Origin of the sequence: Mesorhizobium sp. WSM3879 (genome assembly GCF_002294915.1) — a bacterium.
Taxonomy (GTDB): domain Bacteria; phylum Pseudomonadota; class Alphaproteobacteria; order Rhizobiales; family Rhizobiaceae; genus Mesorhizobium.
In genome coordinates, this window is record NZ_NSFZ01000037.1 from 1 (window position 1) to 1070 (window position 1070).

Consider the following 1070-nt stretch of genomic DNA (forward strand, 5'->3'; position numbering starts at 1 on the left):
CAGGCGCCGTCGGCGTCGATGGAGAAGTCGCCATAGGTGCCGGCCGCATTGGTCTGCGCCACCACATGCGCTTCGCCCGTGTCGGGGTCGGTGATCGTCAGCTGGCCGCTGGCGTTCAGCGCCGCCGCCGTGTCGCCCTCGGTCACGGACTTCGAGTCCGAGCTCACCGTCGCCGCGTCGTTGGTGCCGGTGATGGTCACCGTCACCGTGCCCGTCGCCGTGCCGTCCTGGCTCGTCACCGTGAAGCTGTCGCTCACCACCTGACCCGCGGTCAGCTCGTTGTGCGCGTCGTTGCCGGTGTAGGTCCAGGCGCCGTCGGCGTCGATGGAGAAGTCGCCATAGGTGCCGGCCGCGTTGGTCTGCGCCACCACATGCGCTTCGCCGGTGTCGGGGTCGGTGATCGTCAGCTGGCCGCTGGCGTTCAGCGCCGCTGCCGTGTCGCCCTCGGTCACGGACTTCGAGTCCGAGCTCACCGTCGCCGCGTCGTTGGTGCCGGTGATGGTCACCGTCACCGTGCCCGTCGCCGTGCCGTCCTGGCTCGTCACCGTGAAGGTGTCGCTCACCACCTGGCCGGCGGTCAGTTCGTTGTGCGCGTCGTTGCCGGTGTAGGTCCAGGCGCCGTCGGCGTCGATGGAGAAGTCGCCATAGGTGCCGGCCGCGTTGGTCTGCGCCACCACATGCGCTTCGCCGGTGTCGGGGTCGGTGATCGTCAGCTGGCCGCTGGCGTTCAGCGCCGCTGCCGTGTCGCCCTCGGTCACGGACTTCGAGTCCGAGCTCACCGTCGCCGCGTCGTTGGTGCCGGTGATGGTCACCGTCACCGTGCCCGTCGCCGTGCCGTCCTGGCTCGTCACCGTGAAGCTGTCGCTCACCACCTGACCGGCGGTCAGTTCGTTGTGCGCGTCGTTGCCGGTGTAGGTCCAGGCGCCGTCGGCGTCGATGGAGAAGTCGCCATAGGTGCCGGCCGCGTTGGTCTGCGCCACCACATGCGCTTCACCCGTGTCGGGGTCGGTGATCGTCAGCTGGCCGCTGGCGTTCAGCGCCGCTGCCGTGTCGCCCTCGGTCACGGACTT

At 69.5% G+C, this 1070-nt stretch carries 1 protein-coding gene; it reads right to left on the bottom strand.

Translation table 11 applies throughout. The features are described from left to right. Positions 1–1070, bottom strand: a 1070-nt coding sequence (locus tag CK218_RS29885) for a VCBS domain-containing protein (protein WP_210201084.1), incomplete at both ends; no start/stop codon positions are given.